This is a genomic window from Amphibacillus sp. Q70, assembly GCF_052055485.1.
In the GTDB taxonomy this organism is placed as follows: Bacteria; Bacillota; Bacilli; order Bacillales; family Amphibacillaceae; genus Amphibacillus.
Window position 1 is genome coordinate 3,288,600 of sequence record NZ_CP197171.1, and the last position, 20,571, is coordinate 3,309,170.

At 35.9% G+C, this 20,571-nt stretch carries 19 protein-coding genes; all 19 read right to left on the reverse strand.

All coding sequences use genetic code 11. The annotated features are described in order from the left end of the window. Positions 1 to 13: 13 nt before the first annotated feature. The 19 genes from lpdA to accC all read right to left on the reverse strand — a co-directional run bounded on the left by lpdA (position 14) and on the right by accC (position 20,570). Positions 14 to 1,438 carry a dihydrolipoyl dehydrogenase gene (lpdA, locus tag ACS127_RS14820; protein ID WP_440895801.1) on the reverse strand — a complete coding sequence of 475 codons (1,425 nt, stop codon included), beginning with the start codon at positions 1,436 to 1,438 and terminating at the stop codon, positions 14 to 16. Between the two features lie 202 nt (positions 1,439 to 1,640). After that, positions 1,641 to 2,987 (reverse strand): aspartate kinase, encoded by a 1,347-nt coding sequence (locus ACS127_RS14825; RefSeq protein ID WP_440895802.1) that lies wholly within the window; start codon positions 2,985 to 2,987, stop codon positions 1,641 to 1,643. A 147-nt stretch (positions 2,988 to 3,134) separates the two neighbouring features. Next, positions 3,135 to 3,728 (reverse strand): SafA/ExsA family spore coat assembly protein, encoded by a 594-nt coding sequence (gene safA, locus ACS127_RS14830; protein WP_440895803.1) that lies wholly within the window; start codon positions 3,726 to 3,728, stop codon positions 3,135 to 3,137. A 56-nt stretch (positions 3,729 to 3,784) separates the two neighbouring features. After that, positions 3,785 to 4,567, reverse strand: a complete 783-nt coding sequence (spo0A, locus tag ACS127_RS14835) for a sporulation transcription factor Spo0A (protein WP_440895804.1) — start codon at positions 4,565 to 4,567, stop codon at positions 3,785 to 3,787. 140 nt (positions 4,568 to 4,707) lie between these two features. Next, complete coding sequence (locus tag ACS127_RS14840) at positions 4,708 to 5,961, reverse strand: IS4 family transposase (protein ID WP_440895805.1); 1,254 nt, start codon at positions 5,959 to 5,961, stop codon at positions 4,708 to 4,710. Between the two features lie 599 nt (positions 5,962 to 6,560). Beyond that, complete coding sequence (spoIVB, locus tag ACS127_RS14845; protein ID WP_440895806.1) at positions 6,561 to 7,844, reverse strand: SpoIVB peptidase; 1,284 nt, start codon at positions 7,842 to 7,844, stop codon at positions 6,561 to 6,563. 173 nt (positions 7,845 to 8,017) lie between these two features. Next, a complete protein-coding gene (gene recN / locus ACS127_RS14850; RefSeq protein WP_440895807.1) occupies positions 8,018 to 9,745 on the reverse strand; it encodes a DNA repair protein RecN in 1,728 nt (575 codons plus the stop codon). Between the two features lie 30 nt (positions 9,746 to 9,775). Then, entirely contained in the window at positions 9,776 to 10,225 is a 450-nt protein-coding gene (ahrC, locus tag ACS127_RS14855; protein WP_440895808.1) for a transcriptional regulator AhrC/ArgR, read from the reverse strand. 28 nt (positions 10,226 to 10,253) lie between these two features. Further along, a complete protein-coding gene (locus ACS127_RS14860; RefSeq protein WP_440895809.1) occupies positions 10,254 to 11,075 on the reverse strand; it encodes a TlyA family RNA methyltransferase in 822 nt (273 codons plus the stop codon). Then, entirely contained in the window at positions 11,065 to 12,975 is a 1,911-nt protein-coding gene (gene dxs, locus ACS127_RS14865) for a 1-deoxy-D-xylulose-5-phosphate synthase (RefSeq protein WP_440895810.1), read from the reverse strand. Before dxs ends, ACS127_RS14860 begins: the two co-directional genes overlap by 11 nt. 33 nt (positions 12,976 to 13,008) lie before the next feature. Further along, on the reverse strand, positions 13,009 to 13,602 hold the full coding sequence (locus tag ACS127_RS14870) for a hypothetical protein (RefSeq protein ID WP_440895811.1): 594 nt from the start codon (positions 13,600 to 13,602) through the stop codon (positions 13,009 to 13,011). 896 nt (positions 13,603 to 14,498) lie between these two features. Beyond that, complete coding sequence (locus tag ACS127_RS14875) at positions 14,499 to 14,663, reverse strand: hypothetical protein (protein ID WP_440895812.1); 165 nt, start codon at positions 14,661 to 14,663, stop codon at positions 14,499 to 14,501. 25 nt (positions 14,664 to 14,688) lie between these two features. Then, complete coding sequence (locus ACS127_RS14880; RefSeq protein ID WP_440895813.1) at positions 14,689 to 15,573, reverse strand: polyprenyl synthetase family protein; 885 nt, start codon at positions 15,571 to 15,573, stop codon at positions 14,689 to 14,691. Between the two features lie 4 nt (positions 15,574 to 15,577). After that, a complete protein-coding gene (gene xseB / locus ACS127_RS14885; RefSeq protein WP_440895814.1) occupies positions 15,578 to 15,805 on the reverse strand; it encodes an exodeoxyribonuclease VII small subunit in 228 nt (75 codons plus the stop codon). Continuing rightward, entirely contained in the window at positions 15,798 to 17,147 is a 1,350-nt protein-coding gene (xseA, locus tag ACS127_RS14890) for an exodeoxyribonuclease VII large subunit (RefSeq protein ID WP_440895815.1), read from the reverse strand. The genes xseB and xseA overlap by 8 nt, the downstream gene beginning before the upstream one ends. A 20-nt stretch (positions 17,148 to 17,167) precedes the next feature. Further along, the gene (gene folD / locus ACS127_RS14895; RefSeq protein ID WP_440895816.1) at positions 17,168 to 18,022 is read right to left on the reverse strand and encodes a bifunctional methylenetetrahydrofolate dehydrogenase/methenyltetrahydrofolate cyclohydrolase FolD; all 855 of its coding nucleotides are present in this window, start codon (positions 18,020 to 18,022) and stop codon (positions 17,168 to 17,170) included. A gap of 15 nt (positions 18,023 to 18,037) precedes the next feature. Beyond that, the gene (nusB, locus tag ACS127_RS14900) at positions 18,038 to 18,415 is read right to left on the reverse strand and encodes a transcription antitermination factor NusB (protein WP_440895817.1); all 378 of its coding nucleotides are present in this window, start codon (positions 18,413 to 18,415) and stop codon (positions 18,038 to 18,040) included. 349 nt (positions 18,416 to 18,764) lie between these two features. Then, the gene (locus tag ACS127_RS14905) at positions 18,765 to 19,160 is read right to left on the reverse strand and encodes an Asp23/Gls24 family envelope stress response protein (protein WP_440895818.1); all 396 of its coding nucleotides are present in this window, start codon (positions 19,158 to 19,160) and stop codon (positions 18,765 to 18,767) included. A 45-nt stretch (positions 19,161 to 19,205) separates the two neighbouring features. Next, positions 19,206 to 20,570: an acetyl-CoA carboxylase biotin carboxylase subunit gene (accC, locus tag ACS127_RS14910; RefSeq protein ID WP_440895819.1), complete on the reverse strand. Its 1,365-nt coding sequence runs from the start codon at positions 20,568 to 20,570 to the stop codon at positions 19,206 to 19,208. Position 20,571 lies beyond the last annotated feature (1 nt).

The following is a 20,571-nucleotide window of genomic DNA, read 5'->3' on the forward strand; positions in this document are numbered from 1 at the left end:
TTGTCTCCTTTCGTTAGCTATGGACAGGTTGATTATCTATCGCTAGTGCTCCTTCTTGAATCGCCTCACTTAACGATGGATGTGGATGGATTGAAAAACCAACCTCTGTTGCTGTGGCATTTAATAACAATGCTAAGCCTGCTTCAGAAATCAATTCAGTCACCTGAGCGCCAATCATATGAACACCCAACAAGTCATTTGTTTCCTGATCAATAATCAGCTTAACAAATCCATTCGTCTCACCATTAACGAGTGCTTTCCCTATTGTTGAAAAAGGCAGTTTCTCTGTTTTATAGTTCAAACCTTTAGTTATAGCTGTTTGCTCACTGATTCCGACAGTTGCTACTTCTGGGTGGCTATAAACACAACTTGGTGCAAATGAGTCATGTTGCAAATGCTCATATTTACCAGCTATATGCTCAACAGCTAATTTACCCTCATGTGCTGCCACATGTGCTAATTGCTGTCCTCCGATACAATCCCCTATCGCATAAATATGGGATTCATTCGTTTGGAAAAATGAATTGACTTTAATAAAGCCAGTTCGATCTATTTCAATCGATGTATTATCTAGACCCAAATCATTTATCTTTGCCGATCGACCAATCGCAACAAGTAATTTGCTTATATTTAACGTTTGCTTCTCCTGTTTACGTTCAAGAGTAATGTGGATAGCATCTTCATCTTTTATCTCATGCTCAGCAATTGTAGTGTTTGTTAACACATCAATTCCTTTTGCTATAAAATCTTTTTCTAGAAATCTTGAAAGATCTTGGTCAAACCCTGGTAACAAATAGGGCTGACTTTCAATTAAAGTCACTTTGACGCCAAAATCATTTAACATGGATGCCCACTCCACACCGATGACACCTCCACCAACAATCGCAATTGATTCAGGTAGGCTGTCTAGTGTTAAAGCATGATCAGATGATAAAATAAATTGCCCATCAAACGGGAACTCCTTTAATTCTTTCGCTTCTGTCCCCGTGGCGATAATGACATTTTTTCCAACCAAAATGGTATTTCCTTGATCGCCTTCATGTTCAACTGATATTGCACCAGCCATAGGTGAAAAAATAGAAGGTCCTAACAAACGACCGAATCCCTGATAAATTTTAATTTTATTTTTTTTCATTAGATATTGAACTCCTTGATAAAGTTGCTCAACAACATTCTTTTTACGATTTTGAATTTCGGAAAAATGAATAGTGGGCTGGCTTGTGTCAATACCGAATTCCCGACTATTTAAAATGGTTTGATAGACTGCCGCACTTTTTAAAAGTGTTTTCGTCGGGATACACCCTTGATGTAAGCATGTTCCACCTAATAAATTGGCTTCAACTAAGGCAACACTTAAACCTAACTGTCGGGCTCGTATCGCTGCTACATAGCCTCCCATACCACCACCCAATATGACTAGGTCATAATTTTCACTCATAAAAAAACTCCTTTATTTATAGTAAGTATTAATGGAGTAACTGTTATCTAATTATTATCTTATCGTTTATTGAGCTATTTATCAAGTATTTTATTGCATGATATTAGTACCTAGTTATAAACTCATTATTTTAGAAGTTATCTATTAATAATAAAAACGACTGTAGAAAAGAGGATATTTTCCACAATCGTTTTTGTTCTAATTAATTAAAAAATGCATGATATAAAGATTTAACGGCTTCTTCTTCTGCCTCTTCTTTAATACCGAACATTAAAGAGACCTCCGAAGAACCTTGATTAATCATTTCGATATTAACATTTGCATCCTGTAAAGCTTTGGCTGCTTTTGCGGCTGTTCCAATTTGACTATGCATTCCTTCACCAACAATCATAATCAAGGCTAGCCCTCGCTGAGTGTGAACTTGATCCGGCTTTAATTCAGTCTGAATTCGATCGATAATAATTTTTTCTTTGACCTCATCCATTTGTTCCGTACGTAAAATGACTGATAAATCATCAATACCAGATGGTGTATGCTCATATGATATACCTTCATCTTCCAAAATATTGAGCAAACGACGTCCAAAACCTACTTCTCTGTTCATTAAATATTTACTTACATAAAGACTCATAAAGCCTTTATCACTAGCAATTCCAACAATTGGGTTTCCATTCACTTCTTTTTTAGATACGATAATCGTGCCAAGACCCGTTGGGTTATTAGTGTTTTTAATGCAGACAGGTATTTCTGCACGTACCGCAGGAATCAGTGCTTCAGCGTGAAAAACTGAAAAGCCAGCGTAAGATAACTCACGCATTTCTTTATAGGTTAAAGCTGTTATCTCTTTTGGCTGATTAACAATCGTTGGATTTACGCAATAAACAGAGTCAACGTCAGTAAAGTTCTCATAGAGATCTGCTTGAACTCCAGCTGCAACAATTGAACCCGTTATGTCAGAACCTCCACGTGAAAAAGTAACCAATTTCCCTTCCTTTGTATAACCAAAAAATCCAGGAATGACAACAATTTCTTTATAATCTCTTAACTTGTACAATTCGGCTAAACTTTCATCAAGAATTTGAGCACCACCTGGTTCATCACTTAAAATTAGGCCAGCATCTCTAGGATTTAAATAGCGTGCCTTTAAACCTAATGATGACAAATACTCACTAAGTAATTGAGCTAACGAGTCTTCACCAAGCGCCTTAATTGATTCTAATTTAAAGTCCAGCTCACCGTCACCAGCAAAAATGGACTTTACAGTCGCCTTTAAATATTTTAACACTTGATCTGATAAACCCAAGTCATCAATGATGGACTTAAAACGAACAAGTACTTGATTTAAGTCATCATGATAATTTTTATTTTCCATAAATGATTGACCCAATTTAATTAATAAATCAGTCACTTTAATATCAGCCGCACTTCGTTTGCCAGGTGCTGAGACGACAATGACACGTCGTTCTGAATCTGCTTGAATAATTTCAGCAACTTTTTTTAATTGCTCAGCATTTGCGACTGAGCTCCCCCCAAATTTTGCTACCTTCATCATATACATCTCCAATATTTTTTCTATATAGAGATCTTACCATAAAATAATCGGTTTTGTTATAGAAAATTCTGATTATTCGTCTTCATATTGAAGTAAATGATGAATGTTAGCTTCATACTTTATCTTTGACTTTAAATGGATTGATTAACGTTTAATAAACATTTGAGTCCAATACTTTCCATCCTCAACATAGCCAACACCTATATGAGAAAAATCCCCTAATATAATTTCACGATGCTCAGGGGTATTCATCCACCCTCTAAACACTTCATGTGGGGTTTGCTGACCACGAGCAATATTTGTTGCTGTCTGGTCATATTGAATGTCGAAACCTTGAATCATCTCAAAAGGTAACCCATAGGAGGGGCTTGTATGAGAAAAATAATTATTCTCTAACATATCCGCTGATTTTAGTCTCGCCACTTTAGATAATTGCTCATCCGGTCGAAGTTCATTTAAACCATTCTCGACCCTTTCTTGATTGACCAATTGTATAACAATATGCTCAGTATGTTTAATGACATCAATATTTGGGATATTAATTTTATCTTTTGGGTAAATCAAATCTGGATTTTCAATCTGAGGATTGACTTCGATAATTTCAGTCACACCTATCTGATAACGTAAAGCAATTTTCCATAATGAATCATCAGGCTGTACCGTGTAAACTGATTCTGCCATTGTATGAATAGGATGAATTAATAAAAATAACACACTTAGAATAAGTAGTTTTTTCAATTATAAAACCTCCTTTTTAGCTTAGTTTGCAGCAAAAGGAGGTTTTTATACTAAATTTAACTCGCTCGATATTCAAGCCTTAAGTGGTCTGCCACCATGGCGATAAATTCGGAATTGGTTGGCTTTGCTTTTGAGCTGCTGACCGTATATCCAAACAAATCAGATATCGAATCGATATTGCCACGGCTCCAAGCCACTTCAATAGCATGGCGAATCGCTCGCTCCACTCTCGAAGGAGTCGTCTTATATTTTTTAGCTATATCAGGATACAAAATCTTGGTAATTGAACCCAACAATTCAACATCATTAAAAATCATTGTAATTGCTTCACGTAAGTACATATAACCTTTAATATGAGCCGGAACACCCACCTCATGAATTATGTTCGTAATACTTGCCTCTAGATCAAATTTGTTTTGTTTATGATCAGCGTGTTTAGCTGTTTTTCGTTCAATTTTTGGCTTGCCAAACACTTGTCTAACTTGTTCTGCTAAATAATCGAGATCAAACGGTTTGAGAATAAAATAAGATGCACCTAAATCGGCTGCTTTCTTCATTACATCTTCTTGCCCAAAGGCTGTAAGCATAATAACTTGTGGATATTTGGCTAAATTTAATTCCTTCATTCGAGTCAGTACGGCTAATCCATCCATATGAGGCATAATAATATCTAGAATGACAACATCTGGATTAGTGTCTGCTAAAAGATCAAGGCTATCTTTTCCATTATGAGCTGTCCCTACAACTTCAATATCCTTTTGTTGATCAAAATATTCCTCCATCACTCTTACTAATTCTTGATTATCATCCACTAAACCATTAGCGTTGCATAAAAACATTTTTTACTTGTCAAACGATTAAATGATTGTCAAATTGCTATAAGTTAAAATTTACCATCTGCTTCTGATTTTTAAATTTAAAAAAGTGAACAGTGAACGAAAAGTAGCCCTTATCCACAATTTGGTATTTCACTCTTTTATTAAACAAACAAAGGATCAAAATCAAGTGTGTCTAAATGTTCCACCTCACCTTCGCTATATTGTTTCATAAGGATTTGAAACTCGTGTTCATAATCATATTTTCTTCGTCCTTTTGACGTGCGAGTGGGTGGGCGAAACAACGCTTTTATGAATGTCTCATAACTTTCAAATAGCAGGTTTTTTAACGTCTTTTTGATCGTGAGAAGACGCCCTTTAAACCCAGTGTTATCTTGAATTAAAACGGTTAAACAATAAGTAATCAGGGCCATCCAAATTTGATTGTAAACCGCATTTTGGCTTTTACCATAGAACGTTTTTATTTTTAAATGTTGCTTCATCCATTTGAAAAATGTTTCTATTTTCCAACGATAACGATAGAGATCACCGATTTCTTTCGCGGATAAGCCAAAACAATTCGTGACAATCGTTACGCTGTTACCCTTGGTGTCTTCTGTCTCGATTAATCGTAGGGGCTGAATCATTTTGGTTCCAGATGTCTCGTTACCTAAATAAACATCTTGGTCTTTAAAAATGAGTTGATCTGGATCTGGAACTTGCTCTGAAAGCACTTCAATGTCTGCGTTCTTTTTAAGTCGTGTGACAAACTGGATATCTGAAAGACAAAGCTTTTCAAATTGTTTGTAATCCATATAACCTCGATCAAATAGATAAATTGCATCTGGATCACGATCAATTAATTCATCCATTTGCGAACGGTCCGAATGGATCGCTGGCAGTAACTTAGCTTGATCGGGTATGGTGTGATCTTTCGTGACAATGACTTTTAAGTGTAACCGAACACCTGCTTTAGTCTTTCGAAAGGTCGCCCAAGGGTACTGACTTAAACTCATACTCATTGTGCTTGAGTCAATCACATTTAAACGCGTGATGTCTCGTAAAAAAAGTAAATGGTAGGACATTTTCACCTGAATTTTCTTTGTTAAAAACCGAAAGATATTCTCAAACATTTCAGAGGGCAATTCACTTAATTTTCGAGACAGTTGTGACGTACTGATACTTTCAAATCCTATTTGTTTTTTAAGATCAGCCTTATCTTTTGTTTGTTTTGAAACGCTTGTTAAACTGTCTGTGTCACAGAGTTGAGCAATAATCATTAGTTTAAAGAATCGATAAGCCGTCAGCTTTTTGACATACTTATCAAGGTTCTCGACATGGCTCAAATCTAAAAGTGTTTGTTCATCAATCAGTTTTAGCACTTCACTAATTGTAGATTTTATGGTATTCTTGTCCATGATATGGCTCCTTATTTTTTGGGATTTGGACAGAGCTACCAAACCTAATTATAAGGAGTTTTTTCTATTTTTTGAAATATTTCGAAAAACCACTTGACATTTTGAAAAAATGTTTATGCAAAGCTAATGCCACTAAACAAACTTTAATTTTTCCCAACGTCATTTCCTCCTTATATTCCCTATGGTCTCCTAACTAAGATTCGACGAAAACTCACTTTTCCCTTTTTAAAATTATAAAAAAATTATTATTCGCTAAAACTTCTAATCATTCGCTAAATATAATGAATTCGCCTATAAATATTCCTTTTTATACCTATTTTGTCGAATTTCATTTATATTAAGTATAACACAAACAATAGCTAAGCTATAGATAAAACGAAACTTCAATCAGTAGGAGTTGGGCCTACAGGATGTAGGTCATGCAGATGTTTCCGGTGGGATGAGTAAAGATTTGCGGTTACTCGCCCCATCAAAACCCGTTGTTGCCCCGAGTTTTACGGACGGTTAGCTGTGATAAATATATAAAATTATCCATAAAAAACGGTCTCAGCTTTTCTTAACTGAGACCGTTCTTATTATTTATCACGAACAGATAAAGATTAGCTGGCTTGTGCCAAGGTATCTGTATAATTAATTTCTGCTTCATCTAACATCCATTCAATATGGATGCCATAGCCTGATGTTGGATCATTAACAAATACATGTGTGACAGCTCCAATAATTTTATCATCTTGGATAATCGGACTACCGCTCATCCCTTGAACAATGCCACCCGTTTTATCAAGTAAGCGTGGGTCGGTTACCTTTAATACCATGCCTTTGGTGGCTGGATTTTTTTGTTCAATGGCACTTATGATTTCAATATCGAATGTTTCTATTTCTTCATCGTTAATAACTGTTAAAATTTGAGCAGGTCCTTCTTTTACTTCTTCAGCACGAGCAATTGGTAATGGCTCTGCAAGTGGGCCTTCTTTTAATTCATGATCTAAATTACCAAAAACACCAAATGCGCTATTCTTAGTAATATTCCCTAAAAGTCCTTCATTTTGATCAAATGAAGCTCTTTTTTCTCCGGGAGATCCTGTACCACCCTTTTGAATCGAGGTAATTTTTGATCGGACTATACTCCCTGATTTAATTTCAATTGGTTCCTTAGTATCCATATCCGAAATGACATGTCCCAAGGCACCATATTTTTTGGTAATGGGGTCATAAAACGTCATCGTTCCAATTCCGGCAGCTGAATCTCGAATGTATAATCCAATTTTATAACTGTCAGATAATTCATCAAATGATGGGGTTAATTCTTCTTGGAAGGTTTTATTACCTCGTTTATATTTGACATCAATGGCTTGATCTGTTTCACCAGCTTCTTTTACAATAGGTCCAATATCCTCGATTGATTGAATTTTTTGATCATTCATTTCCAGTATATTATCACCTACTTTAATACCTGTTTCTTTACCAGGGGATAAACCCATTTGTTGTTCACCAATATAATGGTATCCAACGACTAGAACGCCTAAAGTTTCTAAATTAACACCAATTGATTGCCCGCCAGGTACAACTTGATATTGTTGATCAACATTTACATTAACTTTTTTTACTGGTATATCTTTAAATTGATATTTTAATTCAGTTTGACCGATATTTTCAGGTTTAATTTTATTATTGTCAATATTTACAACCTCTTGACCTTTTTCGGCAACGAGATCAAGCGGGTGATTGTCATCAGTAAATTGAATAGTCTCTAAATGATTTGTATATAAATTTAATTGTGTGGGAATCGCTAAATATTGTTTAACAACTGGTACAAATGGTAAAGTCATCAAAATGATAATTAAAGCTATGCCACACGTATATTTGAGTATTTGTTTTTTCACAATTCACGCTCCTTTTCTTTTTGATTTGTTTTTTTCTGTACCTTTACTTTGACCTTGAATCGACTTTTTTAAACCCAGTAAAGTTCTCAAAAAAAAGAGAAGATTTCCTTTTGACAAAAAGAAAAAGAAGCTTATGGTGGCAATAAACTTCTTTTCGATCAATTGTTGATTTATTATCTATTTTTGTAAGTATTTGCACTGTTGATTAATTCTTCAGCATGACTTATTGAGGCGTCTGTAAGTTTGGTTCCGGTTGTCATTCTTGCCAATTCATTGACGCGATTCATCTGACTTAATTCTTTAACCGTTGTATAGGTTTCATTTTTAGATGATTGTTTTTCAATTAACAGGTGGTGATCTGCCATTGCAGCAACTTGTGGTAAGTGGGTAATGCATAAAACCTGTGATTCAAGGGAAATATTATAAATTTTCTCAGCAATAGCTTGTGCTACTCGTCCGCTTACTCCTGTATCCACTTCATCAAAAATAACGCTTGTCACTCCTTGATACTTAGCAAAAATTTTTTTAAAGGCAAGCATAATCCTTGATAACTCCCCGCCTGAAGCCACTTTATCCAACGGTTTAACAGGCTCTCCAGGATTTGTTGAAAGTAAGAAACGAACATGATCGAAGCCTGATTGACCTAAATGCACAGGTTTACCAGCAAACTCTGGATCATCCGATTTTCCTTCTCTGATCGAAATTTCTGTTTCAAATTTTGCTTTAGCTAAATAAAGGTCTTCTAATTCCGTTTTAATAACTTTTACTAATCGTTTAGCCGCTTTCATCCGAAGGTCATGTAAATGATTGGCCTCGACAATTGCATCTGCTGATAATTCATTGATTTGTTCTGTCATATTTTGAATCGATTGATCTCGGTCTTCTAATTGATCAATCTCATCTTCGATTTTAGCAGCATATTCTAAGATATCATTTACAGTATCGCCATATTTTCTAATTAACAACTGTAATTCATTCAAGCGTGTTTCAATTGTAGCTAATCGATTAGGATCATAAGCCAGATCATCTAAATAATGGCGCAATTGAAAGCTTATTTCCTCGAGCATATAATAATGGTTTGAATAGTCCTCAGATTTTTTTTGTAATTCAGGTTCATACGTACTAGCTGTTTCCAGTGCTGTTAATCCTAAGGAAAGCCAATCTAAACCTTTTTGCTCACCTTTTAAGGCATTGTATGCCTCCTGGACATTTTGATATATTTGTTCAAAATTCACGAGTTTTTCTCTTTCTTTCCTTAACTCTTCATCCTCATTTAAGGTTAATTCAGCAGTTTTAATTTCATTAAGCTGAAAACGGAGTAAATCAAGTCTTTGGATGATTTCTTGTTCATTATTATTTAATTGATGAAATTTTTCTTTTGTTTTCTTTAATTTTTGATAAACCTTCTTATAATCATCATAAGCGTCTTGACTATCCTCCTGATTAAATAAATCGAGCAAATGGAGATGTTGATTTGAATCTAACAAAGACTGCGTTTCATGTTGTGAATGAATATCGATTAAGGTTTGACCGAATTCTCGCAAAATAGCTAATGTTACTAATGAACCATTCACACGACAAATACTTTTTCCTTTTGCACTGATCGTGCGCTGTAATACAACCATTCCTTCTGAGTCCATCTCAATCCCATAATTATCAAATAATTTAAAAATGGCATGTTTATTATCTTCAACCGTAAATAAGCCTTCTAATATAGCCTTTTGCTTTCCATAACGTACATATTCAACAGAACCTCTACCTCCAGCTAACAGTTGAATGGCATCAATGATAATCGACTTTCCTGCACCTGTTTCACCAGTTAAAACTGTTAAACCTTCATTGAATGGTATCGTTAGTTGATCTATAATTGTGAAATTCTGAATGGAAAGTTCAGTTAACAAAACGGATCACCTCAAATAATTTCAAGAATTTTAAAGCATTTTCAGAAAATCTTTTTCAATTTTTTCGGTAACTGCCTCGTCTTTACAAATAATTAATATCGTATCATCACCACAAATAGTGCCTAATATCTCATCCCACTCTAAATGATCAATTAAGGCTCCAAGTGCATTGGCATTGCCAGGTAAGGTTTTTAAAATGAGAAAATGAGTTGCTCTATCTAAACTTATAAATGCGTCTTGCATTAAGCGTTTTAACTTTTCTAAAGGATTAAAACGCCGGTCGGCAGGCAAACTATATTTATAACGACCATCTTCCATTGGTACTTTGATTAAATGAAGTTCTTTTATATCTCGAGAAATTGTAGCTTGCGTGACGTTGTATCCTTCGCTTCTTAAAATATCAACTAAATCATCTTGCGTTTCTACATCATGACTGGCGATATATTCTCGAATTTTAATATGTCGTTGTCCTTTTTTCATTTGGCCGTTCCTTTCTTAACTTTACTAGTTATTTAAGCTCTTCATGTGCCTTTAAAACTGTTGTTGTAATTTCTTCAAACCAATCAACAGCCGGAGTCTTTTGATCTGGTTGATAAACAAAATGGGCTAGAAATTCAATATTTCCATCTCCACCGGTGATTGGTGAAAAGGTTAATTTTTTTAAAATAAAATGCCTTTCTTGTGCAAATCTTAACGTTGAGGATAAGACCTCTTGATGTACTTCTGGCTTTCTAACAATCCCTTTCTTTTCCACCTGCTCTCTCCCGGCTTCAAATTGGGGTTTAATTAAAGCGATCACATCAGCTCCATCCGTTATTATTTTTGCTAAGGCAGGAAAGATTAATTGGAGCGAGATAAATGAAACATCAATCGTTGCCAAATTAGGTGAACCATGAGTAAATAAATCAGAAGTCGCATGACGAAAATTCGTTCGTTCCATAACGATGACACGATCATCATTTCTTAATTTCCATGCAAGCTGATTATAACCTACATCTACAGCATAACAAAGCTTTGCTCCATTTTGTAAAGCACAATCAGTAAAACCACCTGTCGATGAACCCACATCAACCATAATCCGATCCGTCAGATCAAGATCAAATGTTTGAAGTGCTTTTTCTAACTTTAACCCGCCACGTCCGACATATGGAAGTTCTTTCCCTTTTATCATCAAAGGTATATCCTCGGCAACTTTTTCACCAGGCTTATCTAAGCGGGTCGTGCCGGAAAAGACAAGTCCCGCCATAATCGAGCGTTTTGCTTTTTCACGTGTTTCAATTAACCCTTTTTCAACTAATAAGACATCAAGTCTGATTTTTTTACTTGTCATTATATCGTACCCTTTGTTTAAGTGTAGGCAACATTTGCTCAGCCTCTTTAATAATTTGTGTCGCTGTTAAACCAACTTCATCAAGTAATGATTTCACATCACCATGCTGAATGAAGTAATCAGGAATACCCATTCTTTTTATCTTTACATGTGAATGATTTGATTCCTCTGCAAATTCCATGATCGAGCTTCCAAATCCACCAGCTAATACAGCTTCTTCTATTGTAAGTATTGGTCGCTCAGATTGAAATAAATTTATTAAATAATTTTTATCTAACGGCTTTATAAACCTAGCATTGACTAATTCAACTGATATATCATGACTTGCTAAAATACGAACGGCTTCTTTTGCAACAGAAACCATATTACCGAATGTTAATAGGGTTAGATCTTTTCCTTGAGTTAAAACATCCCATTTACCGATTGGGATCAAATGACTCTTTTCTCTGACTAATACATTAGGTGCTTGACCTCTCGGATAGCGCATTGCAATAGGTCCAGCCTCATAATGCATACTTGTTTCAATCATATCGCGACATTCATTTTCATCTTTAGGCATCATAATAACGATATTGGGTAAAGCTCTTAAAAATGAAATATCAAAAACGCCTTGATGTGTTTCTCCGTCTGCTCCCACTAAACCTGCTCGATCAATACCAATAATAACATTTAAATTTGTCCGACAAATATCATGTAATATTTGATCATAAGCACGTTGTAAAAAGCTTGAGTAAATAGAAAGAAACGGCTTAACACCTTGTGTGGCTAATCCAGCAGCCATCGTTGCGGCATGTTGCTCCGCAATGCCAACATCAAAAAGTCGATCAGGATATTTTTCTGCAAAGGCTTCTAGTTGTGACCCCAAAATCATGGCTGGCGTGATCACAACCAATTCTGGATGTTTAGAGGCTTGATCAATCAACGCCTCAGTAACAACTTTACTCCATGAAATCGATTGATTGACCCCTTTAATCTTTTCACCTGATTTAATATGATAAGGACCCACACCATGCCATTTATCCTTGTTATCATTTTCTGCTGGTAAATAACCCTTCCCTTTTTTAGTAATCACGTGTATCAGTACAGGACCTTTAGTTTTTTTAGCATATGAAAGGTGTTTTTTTAACATTTGGATATCATGGCCATCAATCGGACCAAAATAAGTGAAGCCTAATTCTTCAAATAAGATACCGGGTATCATTAAATATTTCATGCTGTCCTTCATGCGCATTGTTGCATCAGCTAATAATCCACCAATGCCAGGAACTTTCAGCAACAATGATTCCAAACTTTCTTTTACCTTCGTGTAGTTACCCGCACTGCGCATTCTTGCTAACGCTTGATGTATAGCTCCAACATTATGACCAATTGACATTTCATTATCGTTTAAAATAACAATTAGATCTATTTTTTCAGCGCCGATATGATTAAGCGCTTCAAGCGCCATTCCGCCAGTCAATGCGCCATCCCCGATCAGCGGTACAATATATTGTGATAGCTTGTTTAAATCACGAGCAAGTGCCATTCCCATCGCCGCAGAAAGTGATGTTGAGCTATGTCCAGCCTCCCATATATCATGGTCGCTTTCAGTTCTTTTCAAAAAACCTGATAAACCTTTATAATGCCTTAATGTCTTAAATTCAGCTGCTCTTCCTGTTAAAATCTTATGTGTATATGATTGATGACCAACATCAAACAAAATTTTATCTTCAGGACTATTAAATTCACTGTGTAGGGCTATCGTTAATTCTACAACTCCTAAATTAGATCCTAAGTGCCCTCCTGTTTCAGCTAATTGGCCAATTAGAAATTGACGAATTTCATTTGCTAATACATTTAATTCATCAATCGTTAATTCTTTTAAAAAAGCAGGATGTTTTATTTTAGTAAGATCTAACATTTGGGAGCCCTCCCTATCATCTACCATTTTGCACTATTTTCGAGTCCTTTTTAGTTTAGGTCTATTGTTAAAAATAGCAAGTATTTTACCTGCATAAATGATTATATTTGTACTATAATTTATCGCAAAGAATTTACCAATCGCTTTTCCACCTACTGTTAAAGCCGCCACGACACTTGTCATTAAGACATTAATGGTTATCTGTACAGCTGATCCTTCACCGTGTCCAAATACTTGTGCCAACTGGAGCACAACCAACGCGGATGCCGTTCCACTAATAATTCCGGAAATATCACCAACAACATCATTACAAAAGCTTGCAAACCGATCTGCATGACGGACAATATAAACAGCTTCTTTTGCACCAAAAACTTTCTCTGACGCCATTGCATGAAATGGTTGCTCGACAGCAGCAGTAGCAGCAATACCAAGTGTATCGAAGAAAATTCCAACAAAGATAATAATGAGGACAATTAGGATTCCTACTCCCCAAATAACACCATTCATTATAGTAGATGAAATAACTGAAAAAATTGCCGCTAACACAAATGTGATAACGGCAATACTTATGCTAAACATGATTGATTTTTTTAATTGTTGGCCTGTATTTGAATTTGATTTTGCCATTAACGCTTCCCTCAAGTCAATATGTAATTGGGATGGTCACTTGAAAAGTAAAAACTACGGCTTAGGTCCAGTAGGTTTTCCCAGATATATACCGAATGTTGCCATTCAGGCGGTTCCCCATTAAATATATCTTAGCTCCGTCACCGAAAGCTAGACTGGATTGCCACTTAGTCCGTACTATAATTCCCTTCAAATGTCCAAGGAACAGTCTAGGAGATTTCCTCAACAATTCTTAACCGCTCCCTAGCCTCTTTTGCAATTCTGATTTCATATAGTACAACTAAGTATTAGTGGCCACTAATACTTGATTAATCATCTATAATCCCCTCAGAAATCACTCAAGGCAGGCTACGCTGTCAACAACAAGTCAAAACAAAAACTAGCTGTTGATCAGGTTCATACCCCATCCCATTACATGACTTTGGCTAAAGTGTTGTAACGAAAATGGGCCTCCACGGAAGCAGGGTCAACGCCCACATGCCTTTGTGGATCGCCCTACGACCTTAACTCCCAGCATCAACCCAAGGCTGGGCGCCTCAAGCCGACACAAGGAACTTCATCGATGTGCCCTTTGGCAGATTTTTAGCCCTGCCTTCAAGAACGGAGAATTGACTAGAATACTGCACCATCCCTTATGAATATATTATATCATAGGTCAGTATATTTGACTAATTTCATTTTTTATCATATATGTCAATTATTTTTCAATAAATTTCTGATTATTTTGAACACATACTATAACTTATTACATAATTATTGCTTTTTTACAGAGTTAGTTAAATATTGACTAGCCATTATCGCTAAAATAAAAAACACCCAAATACTTATATTAGATACTATATGTCCCATAATATACGATAAATCAAGACCATTCCACAAAAAAATGGGCAAATAACTTATAATTTTTTTAAGGTTTTTGAAAAATCATAATTCTCCTTTGGAGAGTAAACGTGGTATACTAATAACATTTTCATCGCTTGTCTTTCAGGAAAAATGTGCAGGAGAATATCTATACTAAATGATACTGCTAATAATGCCCAGAAGAATTCTAAACTACTCACAGAATTAATCCCCTTTACCCTTCTATCACTGATCACGATTACTCAAATAATCAATTAAAAAAGCTAGTGTTGAATTTGAGATATTTGCCTGTGATAAAGCTTGATGAGCTAAATCTACATTCTTTTGTCTTTCTTTTATCGCACCATCTATTCCCAATAATTTAGGATAAGTACTCTTTTCATTGGTTAAATCACTACCCACTTGCTTTCCTATTTTGCTTTCTTGTCCCTGAACATCAAGAATATCATCTTGAATTTGAAAAATTAAGCCCATATGCTTGCCACACTGCTTAATCGCTTTAAGCTCAGTGCCAGAAGCACCCGCAATATAAGCGCCCATTTCCATTGCAAAGATCAGTAGTTCTCCTGTTTTTAAATGATGAATCTGCTCCATTTCTTCTAATCCAATCGCTTGATCTTCAGCTTTTAGATCTAGTATTTGACCCGCTACCATGCCACTTGCACCCGCAGCCTCACTAAGACGGTTAATAATCGTGATTTTTTGTTCAGCAGATAAATGTTCTGCTTCTGAAATCACCTGAAAAGCCATGGTCAATAGTCCATCACCAGCTAAAATAGCGGTTGCTTCGTCAAATTGAATATGATTGGTTGGCAGCCCTCTCCGCAACTGATCATCATCCATCGCTGGTAAGTCATCATGGATCAGAGAATATGTATGAACCATTTCAAGTGCAATGGCAGCTGGCAGTACGTCATGTTTGTTGCCTCCAAACGCTTCTGCACTTGCGATCATAAGAATAGGGCGAATTCTTTTTCCACCAGCCTTAATTGAGTAAAGCATTGATTCTTTTAGAAAAGGAGGAATCATAGCACTTTGAACCTTTTCTACGATCGCTTGGTTTATAACATTTTGGTTTGCAGCAATAAACGTTTCCAAATCATCGATCATTTTTTTATTCCTCCTCTATTTCAATTGATTTACTTTCTCCTTCGTCATTAACAATATTAGCGACTTGTTTTTCAACCTGTGCTAACTTTTCATCGCACCACTTGGATAATTCAATTCCCTTTTGATAATAAGATATAGCATCCTCTAAAGGAACATCAGCTTCTTCTAATTTTTTTACGATTTCCTCTAACTCCAACATAACCTCTTCAAAACTTCGCTTTTTTTCAGTCATGATCATCCTCCTCTATTCCCCATACTTGACAGTCTAATGATCCATCAACCAATTTAAGTTTTACTTGATCACCTGGCTCGATTTGTTTAACGGTTTTAATAATCTGTCCTTGTTCACCATATCCAATGGAATAACCTCGCCTCATTGTGTTTAAAGGACTCAATAAATGTAATTTATTAAGCTGTGTATCAAAATGAAAAGCTTTCTTATCAATAATTTGTTCAAATCTCGCCTGTAAAGATTGTACTAAAAATTCCTTCTGTTGCTGGTAGGCATTGATTTGGTGCCTTGGATCTTTAAACTTTAATTGGGCAAAAAGTTGTTGAAAAGAATGCTTACTAGTATGTAAATATTCATCAATACTTCTTTGTAACCGATCAACTAATCGATCTAATTCTTGTTCTTTCTGACTGATCAGTTGTTTTGGATAATTAAATGCATAACTCGTTTGTAAGTGACTTAATTGTTCCCTTTTTCTTGTTACAAGTGCTTTGAACTCACGATTTAACGATCTTTTAATTTGGAGATTTTTCTCAACGAGTTCTGCTAATAATGGAACAGCTAATTCGGCGGCAGCCGTAGGTGTCGGCGCTCTTAAATCGGCTACCAAATCGGTTATTGTCAGATCTGTTTCATGACCTACACCTGAAATAACAGGCAGACTAGAATTAGCAACAGCTCTTGCAACGATCTCTTCATTAAATGGCCATAACTCTTCGATCGATCCTCCACCTCGAGCGACGATAAGCACATCAATAGTTGAGTCTTGATTAGCTTGATAAATTTTCCTCACAAGATCATCTTTGGCTTGATCACCCTGAACAAGTGCAGGGAAAACAGTAAGTTGAGCGATCGGATAACGTCTATTAATGGTCGTTAAAATATCTCGTATAGCTGCCCCAGTTTCCGAAGTAATGATGCCGATATGATCAGGAAAATCAGGAATCGCCCTTTTTCCCGTTTGTTCAAATAATCCTTCCTGACCTAGCTTTTCTTTTAATTGTTCAAAAGCTAAATGGAGGGCGCCAATACCATCTGGGATCATTTCATGGACATATAGTTGGTATTGACCCATGGGCTCATAGACTGAAACCTCACCTTTAACAATAATATGCATACCACTTTCAGGTTGAAACCGAAGTGAACGATTGTAACCTGCAAACATAACAGCTGAGATTTTTGAATGATCATCCTTTAACGTAAAGTACATGTGCCCACGGCTATGATGCTTAAAATTTGAAATTTCTGCTTTAAGCCATACGGTTGTTAAATGCTTGTCCAATTCAAATTTTCGTTTGATATATCGGGTTAAGGCTGTAACAGTTAAATATTTATCTGGCATTATTATTCACACCTAACTGATTAGTTTGTTGCTTGATTGACAGCTGCTTTGATCGTATTTTTCATTAACATCGTAATGGTCATGGGCCCTACACCTTTAGGTACAGGCGTTAAGTATGCTGCCTTTTCTTTCACTGAATCAAAATCAACATCTCCTGTAAGCGATCCATCTTCAGTCCGATTAATACCAACATCAATAACAGTAGCTCCTGATTTAATGTATGAATGATCAATCATATTAGCCCGACCAACAGCAACTATAACAATATCTGCTAATTGGACAATTTCTTTCATATTTGAAGTTTTTGAGTGACAATACGTAACGGTTGCGTGCTCATTGAGTAGAAGTTGTCCAACTGGTTTGCCAACAATATGGCTACGACCAATAATAACGGCATGTTTTCCAGCTAGCTCAATTCTTTTTAATTTAAGCATTGTCAAAATTCCATAAGGTGTACACGGCAAAAATGTATCTTGATTTGTCAACATTTTACCAATATTAATCGGATGAAATCCATCAACATCCTTAGTTGGAGCAATAGCTTCTATGATCAATTGCTCGTCAATGTGTTCAGGTAATGGAAGCTGAACTAAAATACCATTCACATCTGATTCCTGGTTTAATTGTTTAATTAAATCTAATAAGTCATTTTCTGATGTTTCTGCTGGTAAGCTTATTAATTCAGATTGAATCCCGACAAAGTCAGCAGCTTTTTGTTTTCCAGAAATATAAGATTTTGAGGCTGGGTTATCACCGATCAAGATAACAACTAATCTTGGATGGATGCCCCTCTTTTTTAAGTTAGCCACTTCTTCTTTCATTTCTTGTCGCAATGCTTCTGCAAGTTGATTACCATAAATAATTGTTGCTGTCATGATTGAACATCTCCCTTATTTATTCATCTTTGCTAGTACACCATTGATAAATTGCCCTGATTTCTCATCACCATAAATGTGAGCAAGTTCAATCGCTTCATTGATGGCAACCCCTTTTGGTGTATTTAGTTCAGAGAAGATTTCATAGGTAGCCATTCGTAAAAGAGTTTTTTCAACATTGGCTAATCGCTTCATTGCCCAATTTTCTAAATGGTCTTCTATTTTTTGATCAATAACCCCTACTTCTTTCACAACGCCATAGATCAGAGTCGATACAAATTCATTAGGCTCTTCTTCTAAAATTAATTCTATCGCCTCATTCACATCATAATCTTTGCTATCCATTGAAAAAAGCACTTGAAATGCTTTTTCTCTTCCAAGTCTACGATTCATTTGAATTCTCCTTGCATATAATCTATTCGATTTTTCTGTTTTATCATTTTCGACTTTAAAAGACAATAATAGCACATTGAATTCAATTCTGAAAATATAATATGGTCATCCGATGTCACAACTGACTTTTAAGTATATCCTTATTTTATTCTTATAAGTGCTTTATTACAATATGAAAAACTCATATTCCTTTGTCTTTACTCACACATAAATGTATTAACTTTGGCATTGTAATAAAGAGTGAAGGTTTTAGTCGAGGATTTTTAAGATTGGCGATAAGACATTTTTTTATCGATTAATGATAAGAAGACCCTCAGAGTTTCTCTCTCTAGGGTCTTCTTATCCTTGCTTAGCCTTGTTCTTCTTGCAGTTCTTCTTTCTCCATTTGAACACCGACAACATGGACATTAATTTCTTGTATTTCTAATGCCGTCATTGTTTTCAATGTTAGCCTGATATTTTCTTGAACTTTTTGGGCAACTACTGGGATCGTTACACCATAGTCAAAAACAACAAATACATCAATAACAACACCCGTTTCCGTTAATTCAACCTTAATTCCTTTACCATGCGATTTTAGCCCGAATCGTTCGGCAACATCAGTAGCAAAATTTCCTCGTCGTGAATAGACACCTTTTATTTCTGTCGTAGCAATACCAGCAATTACTTCGATCACTACTGGAGCAATTTCAACTTTTCCTAAACTTGCATCTTCACTTACATTTAAAATAGTTTGTTCGCTCATGACGATCCACTCCTTTAGAGTTAATCTAAACTGCTCAATTTGTCCTTACCCGTCTAACTCTGCTTCTACAATTGGGTATAATTTGAGAAATTTCGTATTAAAATCTCCCGATAAAAATACGGAATGTTCCATCACCTTTTGATGAAATGGAATAGTAGTCGGTATACCTTCGATAAAAAACTCACTTAAAGCTCTTTTCATTCGACTGACCGCTTCTTCTCTTGTTTCACCATAAGCAATTAATTTGGCAATCATCGAATCATAATAAGGCGGAATTTTATAGCCTGGGTAAACAGCTGAGTCAACTCTTATTCCCAATCCTCCTGGAGGTAAATAAAGCTCGATTTGCCCCGGATTAGGTAAGAAATCGCGAAATGGATTCTCTGCATTGATTCGACATTCAATCGCCCAGCCATTGAGTTGAACAGCCTCTTGCTTGATCCCTAAAGGTTGATTACTCGCTATATTAATCTGCTCTTTAATTAAGTCAATCCCCGTAACCATTTCAGTAACTGGGTGTTCTACCTGAATTCGTGTGTTCATTTCCATGAAATAAAAAGCATGTGTCGTTTTATCAAAAATGAATTCAATCGTTCCAGCACCAGAATAGTTTACGGCTTTAGCGGCTTTAACAGCTGCATCACCCATTCTGCTACGAATCGATTCATCAATTGCTGGAGAAGGTGTTTCTTCGATGAGTTTTTGCAAACGTCTCTGGACAGTGCAGTCTCTCTCACCTAAGTGTATCACATTTCCATGGTTATCTGCTAGTACTTGTATTTCTACATGTGAAAAATTTTCAATATACTTTTCAAGATAGACACCAGGATTTCCAAATGCTTTTTCTGCTTCTTGTTCAGTCACTCGAATTGACTTTAATAAATCAGCTTCTTCACGTACAATACGAATACCCTTTCCACCGCCACCAGCTGTGGCTTTAACAATAACCGGATACCCCATTTGGTTGGCTAGGCTAAGCGCCTCTTGATCTGATTTTATCACACCAGCTGAGCCAGGGACAATTGGAACACCAGCTAACTCCATTGTTTGACGAGCTACATCTTTAGTTCCCATTTTTTGAATCGCGTAAACACTGGGTCCAATAAAGGTGATATTACACTTACTACATAGTTCAGCAAAATCAGCATTCTCAGCAAGAAAACCATAACCTGGATGAATAGCATCCACTTCCGTTAAATTAGCTACACTCATAATTGGCGTAAAATTCAAATAACTCTCTTGACTATTTGCTGGTCCAATACAATAGGCTTCATCAGCTAACTGAACATGAAGTGCATCGGCATCTGCTTCTGAATAAATAGCAACGGTTCGAATACCAAGCTCTTTACAAGCTCTAATGATCCGAACCGCAATTTCTCCACGGTTAGCTATTAAAATTTTCTTTATCATT